The following is a 7829-nucleotide window of genomic DNA, read 5'->3' as shown; positions in this document are numbered from 1 at the left end:
CCGCCGGCGCGCAGCCCGCGAGGGCGAGCGTGGTCGCCGCGGCGAGGACGGCCAGGCGTCCGGCGCGACGACGCGAGACCGGAGCGATCGAGGAGGCGGAGAACAGGGAACGGGTCATGATGTCTTCTTTCGAGGTCGTCGAGGAGACCGGGCGCGGGCGCGCCGGGTGTGCGACCGGACGCACGGCGTCCACGGTCGATCGGTCGCTCCCGGCACGGTGCCGGGGCGACGGTGAGGGTCGGTCGCCGCTCAGGCGTCCGTGTCGGAGGAGGATCCCTTGCCCGGAGCCGAACGGCGCCGCATCAGGAGGGTGACCAGGATCACGATGATCGCGCCCACCACGACGACGCCGATGACGATGCCCAGCAGCGGCCCGGCCTCGCCGGCATCGCTGCCCGACGCCGGAGGCGCGGTGTCCTTCGGGGCCGCGGTGTCCTTCGGGGCCGCCGTCGCGGACGGCGTCGCCTCGTCGGAAGGCGCGGCGCTGGCGCTGGGCTCCGGCGAGGCCGCCGCTCCGTTCGCGACGGAGAACGGGATGATCCCGGAGATCGGGTGCCCGTCCGACGAGGTCACCGCCCAGCGCGCCTCGTAGGATCCCGCCGCGAGGTCGTCCGCGACGGGCGCGGTGACGATGTTGCCCACGATGGTGGCCGGTCCCGCGACGTGATCGTCGCCGTTCTCGTCGATCACCGCGACGACGGCCGTGCCCTGGAGGACGTCGGCCGAGTAGGTGAGCACGATCTCCGCCGGCGCAGTCTCGAGGACGGCCGGGGAGCCGTCGTCGGTGAGCGCCGGGGTGGAGTCGACGAGCTCGTCATGGGCGGCGGCCGGCAGGGCGGTGCCGAGCACGGCGGCCAAGGCGACGACGACGCCGACCAGCGCGGTGCGGACCACCGACCGGCGTCGTGCGGGCCGCGCCGCGCGGGCGGAAGGGGACGGATGGATAACGTTCATGATCTCTCCTGCAGGACCCGAGGGTCCGGATGCGCGCCGGAGGGCCGGCGGTCGCGGATGTGTGCGGCACGAGGCGTCGTCCGACGGACTCGCGCAGAGGATCGGCAGCCGCCCGAGGCGCGCCGATCGGCCCACGGATGCGGGCGGCGATTCACACGAGCGCGACAGGAGGACCGCGACGGACGACCGCGGTCAAGAGGATCGGACGCCGGGCCGGCGGCGCTGCGGACATCGCCACCCGCTGCTCGCGCGGCGTCTCGATGCCCCGGACCGCCGACAGGACGCGGATGCTGCGGGAGAACCAGGCGGCGGCATCCGCCGCGATCCCACCGAGCCGCTTGAGGATCCGCTCCCCGCGATGCAGGGCGAGGATCGTCAGAGCGGCGGCGGCGACGTGGGCGGCCCACATCGGCGCGTCCCCGACGATGGCGGAGGCGACAGGGTCGGCGCCCGCTCCCCCGCCGGCGAGCAGCACGGTGCCGTGGTGGCCCGTGCCGACCAGAGCCGTCGCAGAGCCGGTGCCCAGCACGAACAGCACATGGAACAGCGCCTGGCTCAGGGACACCGCGATCCCGAGGCGGACGACCGACAGGCGCTTGCCCGCCAGCGGGACGCACACGAGCACGGAGAACACCCACGGCAGCACGATCCCGATCCATCCGGGCATCGCTCCGCCGCCGGCGACGTGCGAGAGCAGCGCCACGAAGGTCGCGACCGACGCCGCGGTGGTCCCGCGTGCGGTGCGTACGCCCCTGGTGCTCATCCTCTCCATGCTAGCCGCGCAGCGAGTCCCCGCCCTACGCTGGGGACGACCGCATCCCCCGCCCCCGGAGGCCGCCCATGTCGATCCGCCCGCTCCTCGCCCGCGCCGCCGTGGCCGTCGTGGCCTCCGCGGCCCTGCTCGGGCTCACAGCCTGCGGCTCGCCCAGCGGCCAGACCCTGCCCCCGGTGATCGTGGACCTCGGGGAGATCGACGGGACGACCGTGGAGGTCGCCGAGGGCAACTCCATCGACCTCATCGGCGACGACACCGCATTCACGGAGTGGTCCGCCGAGATCGCCGATCCGACGGTCGTCTCCTTCATCCCCGGCAAGGACGACGGATCCGCCCAGTTCAACCCCGGGCTCGAGGCGCTGCGCGTCGGCACGACCGCGGTGACGCTGGACAACGCGGCTTCCGGCAAGTCCGTCGCCTTCACCGTCGAGGTCGTCGCGAAGCCCTAGCCGCTCCGCCCTCGTGTCGCGCGCCCGGTCCCGCACGGGCCACGCCAGCTCAGGCGTTCGCGCCGCATCAGGCATGCGGAGGGCATGCTCGCCTGATCCGGCGCGTTCGCCTGATCCGGCGCGAGCAGAACCGCGTGCGGGATCAGGCGCAGGATCAGGCCCGGATACGCGCGCGGACTGGGAGGCGGGTCACTCGCCGCGGGAAACGCGGACCATCTCGTCGCGCGGGACGACCTTGACACGGGCCCGCTCCTGCGGCGCGCCTAGCCCGATCTCGTGCTCGTCGAGCCGGTGCCAGCCGTCGAGGTCCGTCCAGCGGACGCCGCGCTCGGCGAGCAGCGCCGGGATCGCCTCCTCCGACGGATCCTCCGGCTGCCACCACGACCCCTGGTCGTTGATGAGGTGCCGCACGGTCTCCATCGCGTCCGACTTCGTGTGCCCGATCAGCCCGACCGGTCCCCGCTTGATCCAGCCGGTGGCGTAGATGCCCGGCACCCGCTCGTTCGAGTCCTTCGCGAGGACCTGGCCCTCGCGGTTCGGGATGACGCCGTGCTTCTTGTCGAAGGGAACGCCGGGAAGCGGCGAGCCGAAGTACCCGATCGCGCGGTACAGTGCCTGCACCGGCACCTCGCGGAACTCGCCCGTCCCGACCGCGCCGCCCTGACCGTCCGGGCGCGTGCGCTCGTACACGAACGCGCTCACGCGCCCCTCATCGTCGGTGCGGACCTCGACCGGTCGCGCCCAGAAGTGCAGGTGCAGGCGCCGGGACGCCGTGCCTCCGGCGTTGTTCACGGAGTCGCGCTTGCGCCACGACTGCAGCACCCGGTCGATCACCATGACCTGCTTGTTGCTGGCGATCGCATCGCGCGAGGCCTCGTCGTAGTCGAAGTCCTCGTCGTACACGACCATGTCGACGTCGCGCAGCTCGCCCAGCTCCCGCAGCTCCAGCGGTGTGAACTTCACCTGCGCGGGGCCGCGGCGGCCGAAGACGTGGACGTCGGTGACGGCACTCGCCTTCAGTCCCTGGTAGACGTTGTCCGGCACCTCGGTCACGAGGAGGTCCTCGGCGTGCTTCGCGAGCATCCGGGACACGTCCAGCGCCACGTTGCCGTTGCCGATCACGGCGACCGAGGCGGCGTCCAGCGGCCACTCGCGCGGCACGTCCGGATGCCCGTCGAACCAGCTCACGTAGTCCGCGGCGCCGTAGGAGCCGACGGCGTCGATGCCGGGGATGTCCAGGGACGTGTCGCGCACGGCACCGGTGGCGAAGATCACCGCGTTGTAGTGCCGCTTGAGGTCCTCGAGAGTGATGTCCTCACCGAAGCGCACGTTGCCGAACAGCCGGATGTCGCCCCGGTCCAGCACGTCGCGCAGCGCCGTGATGATCCCCTTGATGCGCGGGTGGTCGGGCGCCACGCCGTAGCGGACCAGGCCGTACGGGGCGGGCAGCTGCTCGAACAGGTCGATCGAGACGTCGAAGCGACGCTCCGCCTTGAGCAGGATGTCGGCCGCGTAGATGCCCGCGGGTCCGGCACCGACGATGGCAAGCCTGAGCTTGGTCATGGGTTCCTTTCGTCAGCTGCTGCGGTCGGCCAGCGACTGCGCGAAGCGGGTGAGCGCGTCGCGCACCGGCCCCTTCGGCAGCGGGTCGAGCGCGGCGATGGCGTCGCGCGTCCACGTGCGCGCCAGCTCCAGGGTCTTGGCGGTGACGGCGTGGTCGCGCAGGCGCGCGAGCGGCTCGTCCAGGATCGCCGCGTCCTCGCCCTCCGCGATCCGTGCCACGCCGGCGTCGATCTCGGCGGCGAGCGCGGCCGAGGCCTCGTCGTCCTCGGTCGTCAGCAGCAGCGACGGCATCGTCGGGACTCCGGCGCGCAGATCGGTCCCCGGCACCTTGCCGGTGTCCTCGGGCTTCGAGGAGAGGTCGATCACGTCGTCCAGGAGCTGGAACGCCACACCCACCTTCTCGCCGTAGACGCGCAGCGGCTCCTCGTACTCGGCCGGCGCGCCGGAGAAGATGGCGCCCGCCTGCGTGGCTGCGGCGATGAGGGATCCGGTCTTGTCGGCGAGCACCTGGAGGTAGAACGCGATGGGGTCGTCCTCCGGCTGCGGTCCGACGGTCTCGTGCATCTGCCCGAGGACGAGGCGCTCGAAGGTGTCCGCCTGCAGCCGGATCGCCCGGTCGCCGTAGTTCGACATGAGCTGGCTGGCGCGGGAGAAGAGGAGGTCGCCGGTGAGGATGGCGATGCTGTTGCCCCACACCGCGTGGGCGGCCGGGACGCCGCGACGGCGATCCGCTCCGTCCATGACGTCGTCGTGGTAGAGGGATCCGAGGTGCGTCATCTCCAGCGCCTTGGCGATGTCCACGACCGCCGGGACGTTCCCCTCCCCCAGCTGGGCGGTGAGCAGGGTGAGCACGGGACGCACCCGCTTGCCGCCCGCCTCGTACAGGTAGCGGCTCGTGGCGTCCGCGATGGGGTCGGCGACGCGCAGGTCCTCCGCGAGCCCTGTCTCGACGAGGTCGAGTCCGGCCTCGATCTCCCGGGCGAGCCGGCGCGCGGCGGGGCCGACGAACACGCGGTCGCTGAACCCCAGACGGCTCGCGAGGCGCGAACCCGAGGCGGTAGGGCTCGAAGTCACCCGTCCAGCCTACCCGCGCGCCGGATGCGCCGCGTCCGCCTGCCCGCCGATCCTCGAGTGGTCAGTTTCTGTGGGTTCACGGGCCGCGAAGCCACAGAAACTGACCACTCGATGCGGGGGCGGCGGATTACGCGGGCTTCCGGGCGCGGTGCAGCGCGACGATGCCGAACGACAGGTTGCGGTACTCGACGCTCGTCCAGCCCGCGTCGCGGATCCACGATGCCAGGGTGCGCTGATCGGGCCAGTCCGCGATCGACTCGTTCAGGTAGTCGTAGGCGTCCGCGTTGGTCCCGGCCACCCGAGCGACGCGCGGCAGGACCTGAGCGTTGTAGAAGCGGTAGAGGCCGCGGAAGAGGGGGTTCGGCGGCGTCGAGAACTCGTTGATGACCATGCGCCCCCCGGGCTTGGTGACCCGGAACAGCTCGGCGATCGCCTTCTTGGGATCCTGCACGTTGCGCAGCGCGTACGACATCGTGACGGCGTCGAACTCGTCGTCCTCGAACGGCAGAGCCGTCGCATCCGCCTGCACGAAGCGGAGGTTCGAGCGGTGTCCGTGCCGCCGACGCGCTTCGGCGAGCATGCCGGGCGAGAAGTCGGCCGCCACCACCTCGGCGCCGCTGCCGGCCAGGGAAGCGGAGGATGAGGCGGTCCCCGCGCCCAGATCCAGGATCCGCTCGCCGCGCTTCGGTGCGACCGCCCGGGTCGTCGCCGCACGCCACAGCGCGTCGTTGCCGAACGTCATCACCACATTGGTGCGGTCGTAACCGGCCGCGACCTGGTCGAACATCCCGCTCACGCGGGCGGGATCCTTGTGCAGATCGGCGCGATTGGCCTCGTCCGGGGTCATCCCTCGATCCTAGGCTCCGTCACCTGCCCCCACACCCGACCCCGGCTCGTCCGTGCGCTCGGATCCCGGTCCGATCTGCACACCCGATCACGATCTGCACACCCATTCCGTCACAACCCGTGCAGATCGGGACAAGGTGTGCAGATCGGGGCGGGAAGGGGGCTTGCCTGGGTCAGTACAGCTCGAGCTCGAACGAGGGGATGTCGTACACGTTCCACCCGGCTCCCCGCGCGGGGTACACCACGAAGGCGAGCTCCTCACCGTCCTTCGCGACCGGGATCCCGCAGACCAGGCTCCGCTGCATATCGGACGAGTCCTGGCACACGATGCCGTCGAGATCGTAGGTCCACCCCTTGTCGCGGATGCCGACGAGACCGTCGACCAGACCGGCGGCGATCTGGATCCCGTCCGGGACCGGCTCTCCCGCGAGCGCGGCCTCCGCCACGGCACGGACCTGCTCCTCGCCGCGGTGCACGACCGGCTCGCCGGGCGCGGTGGACCCCGCGGCCAGATCCACCGTGATGTCGGCCTCCACCGACAGCTGGTGGCAGCAGGCCGCGTCCTCCGCCGCCGGTGCGGTCCACCGCGCGTGGAACCCCGCATCGGCGGGGCTCAGCGACCAGATCTTCTCGCGGTCGCCGCCCGTCAGCTCCTCCGCGTGGAAGGTCGCGACGGGAGCACGGTCCGCGTCCCAGACGACGACCACGTTCGGCCAGGACACCCCTCCCTGATCGCAGTACAGCGTCGCGGCGAGGAACGGCTCGCCCGCCGCGTCCGCGCCGACCACCGCTCCGTCGCTCTCCTCGGCACCGGCGGCGACGTCCTCGGCGAGCCCGGGCGCGAGCATCACCCGCCCCTGCGCCTCGGGGATCCCCGGCAGCCGGCCGTCGACGAGCACGCCCGCCGGGTGGCCGCAGAGCTCCGGGACGCGGATGGTCTGCAGTTCGGCGAGCGCGAAGCGGGGCGTGTCCGGGGTCGGCGACGCCGTGGGCGCGGACGACGCGGACGGCTCCGAAGGCGCTTCGGAGCCGGTGCATCCGGAGAGGAGGAGCGCCGCCGTCGCGGCGGCGACGGCGAGACCGACGCGGATTCCGTGGGTGGGGCGCATGCCTCCACCCTGCCAGGTGTCCTCGACCCGACCGAGCCCCGCGCTCCCGATCCGCACCTGCGGCCGGTCCGGTCCCTGTCCCGAGGTGCAGCCGTGGTGCCCGATCCGCACACCCGGGCACGATCTGCACACCCGTCCCGTCACAACTTGTGCAGATCGGGACAAGGTGTGCGGATCGGGACCGGGATACAGGGAGACGGCCTCGGGCGTCAGCGGCGGTCGAGGCCGAGGGCGACGAGCCGGTCCAGCCAGGCGTCGGGCACCGCGTCGTCGAACGGGGGCGTCTTCGCGCGCACCCTCGACTCCAGGTCCAGGGCACGGGCCTCCAGGCGGGCGACGACCTCCGCCGGATAGCCGTAACGCACCCGGTGCGCGTCCCATTCATCGCGATCGTCCACCCACGTGCCGCGGGGCCCGTCCATGCGTACGACGTCGAGATCCATATCGATCCCCGTCGCCAACAGCGGATCCGGGATGCCGTCGGCCCCACCCCAGCGGACGTCCCAGCCGAGGTCGATGTAGATGCGCATCCCCTCGGGGTGGTCGCGGTTCACGGTCACCGCATGGTCCGCGCCGTCGTCCCCCGCGGCGCGCGGCACCAGCGTCACGTTCGGGCCGCGCGCCGTGAAGTCCCGCCCCGGCCGCGCGCTGCGCCAGCCGACCGGTTGCCCGATCCAGTCGCCCCACTCGTCCGCGCCGAGGTACACGCACTCGTGCCGCCAGTGCGGCGAGGCGTCCCACTTGCGCCATTGGAAGATCATCGGGCTGCCGGCGGCGGGGCGGGGAGCGGTCACCTCGCCACTCTACGACCGGCCCGTCGTCCGCCGGACGCGGCGGCAGGGCAACGACCCCGGCGACCGCGAGGGCGACGCCTGCGGAATAGGCTGGACGGGTGAGCAGTGGTCTGGTCGTGACGACCCGGGAGATCGATCCCGTCGAGGATCTTCTGGCGTACGCGGACCCGACGACGCCGACCGCCTGGCTGCGCCGCGGAGACGGGATCGTCGCCGTCGGCGCGGGTGTCGCGCGCGTCCTCCGCGTGTCGGCGGGGACCGCCGG

At 72.5% G+C, this 7829-nt stretch carries 8 protein-coding genes; 1 reads left to right on the top strand and 7 read right to left on the bottom strand.

Going from position 1 to position 7829, the window contains the following annotated elements; genetic code table 11:
• Window positions 1–249 precede the first annotated feature (249 nt).
• The gene (locus MR1_RS17815; protein WP_084344888.1) at window positions 250–954 is read right to left on the bottom strand and encodes a copper resistance CopC family protein; all 705 of its coding nucleotides are present in this window, start codon (window positions 952–954) and stop codon (window positions 250–252) included.
• A 151-nt stretch (window positions 955–1105) separates the two neighbouring features.
• Window positions 1106–1717 carry a hypothetical protein gene (locus tag MR1_RS17810; protein WP_067250195.1) on the bottom strand — a complete coding sequence of 204 codons (612 nt, stop codon included), beginning with the start codon at window positions 1715–1717 and terminating at the stop codon, window positions 1106–1108.
• A gap of 77 nt (window positions 1718–1794) precedes the next feature.
• On the opposite strand from MR1_RS17810, the gene MR1_RS17805 reads away from it, so the two are divergent.
• The gene (locus MR1_RS17805; protein ID WP_067250192.1) at window positions 1795–2178 is read left to right on the top strand and encodes a hypothetical protein; all 384 of its coding nucleotides are present in this window, start codon (window positions 1795–1797) and stop codon (window positions 2176–2178) included.
• Between the two features lie 189 nt (window positions 2179–2367).
• On the opposite strand, the gene MR1_RS17800 is transcribed toward MR1_RS17805, so the two are convergent.
• The 5 genes from MR1_RS17800 to MR1_RS17780 form a co-directional block, all read right to left on the bottom strand.
• Window positions 2368–3741 carry an FAD-dependent oxidoreductase gene (locus MR1_RS17800; protein ID WP_067250189.1) on the bottom strand — a complete coding sequence of 458 codons (1374 nt, stop codon included), beginning with the start codon at window positions 3739–3741 and terminating at the stop codon, window positions 2368–2370.
• A 12-nt stretch (window positions 3742–3753) separates the two neighbouring features.
• The gene (locus MR1_RS17795) at window positions 3754–4815 is read right to left on the bottom strand and encodes a polyprenyl synthetase family protein (RefSeq protein ID WP_067250185.1); all 1062 of its coding nucleotides are present in this window, start codon (window positions 4813–4815) and stop codon (window positions 3754–3756) included.
• Window positions 4816–4942: 127 nt separating this feature from the next.
• Window positions 4943–5662: a class I SAM-dependent methyltransferase gene (locus tag MR1_RS17790; protein ID WP_067250182.1), complete on the bottom strand. Its 720-nt coding sequence runs from the start codon at window positions 5660–5662 to the stop codon at window positions 4943–4945.
• 172 nt (window positions 5663–5834) lie between these two features.
• Window positions 5835–6770, bottom strand: coding sequence for a hypothetical protein (locus MR1_RS17785; protein ID WP_157518355.1), 936 nt, complete (start codon window positions 6768–6770; stop codon window positions 5835–5837).
• Between the two features lie 209 nt (window positions 6771–6979).
• Entirely contained in the window at window positions 6980–7564 is a 585-nt protein-coding gene (locus tag MR1_RS17780; RefSeq protein WP_084344886.1) for a hypothetical protein, read from the bottom strand.
• Window positions 7565–7829: the final 265 nt, after the last annotated feature.

The organism is Microbacterium resistens NBRC 103078, from assembly GCF_001552355.1.
In the GTDB taxonomy this organism is placed as follows: domain Bacteria; phylum Actinomycetota; class Actinomycetes; order Actinomycetales; family Microbacteriaceae; genus Microbacterium; species Microbacterium resistens.
The sequence above is the reverse complement of the archived record's forward strand: the minus strand, read 5'-3'. Positions and strand labels throughout refer to the sequence as shown.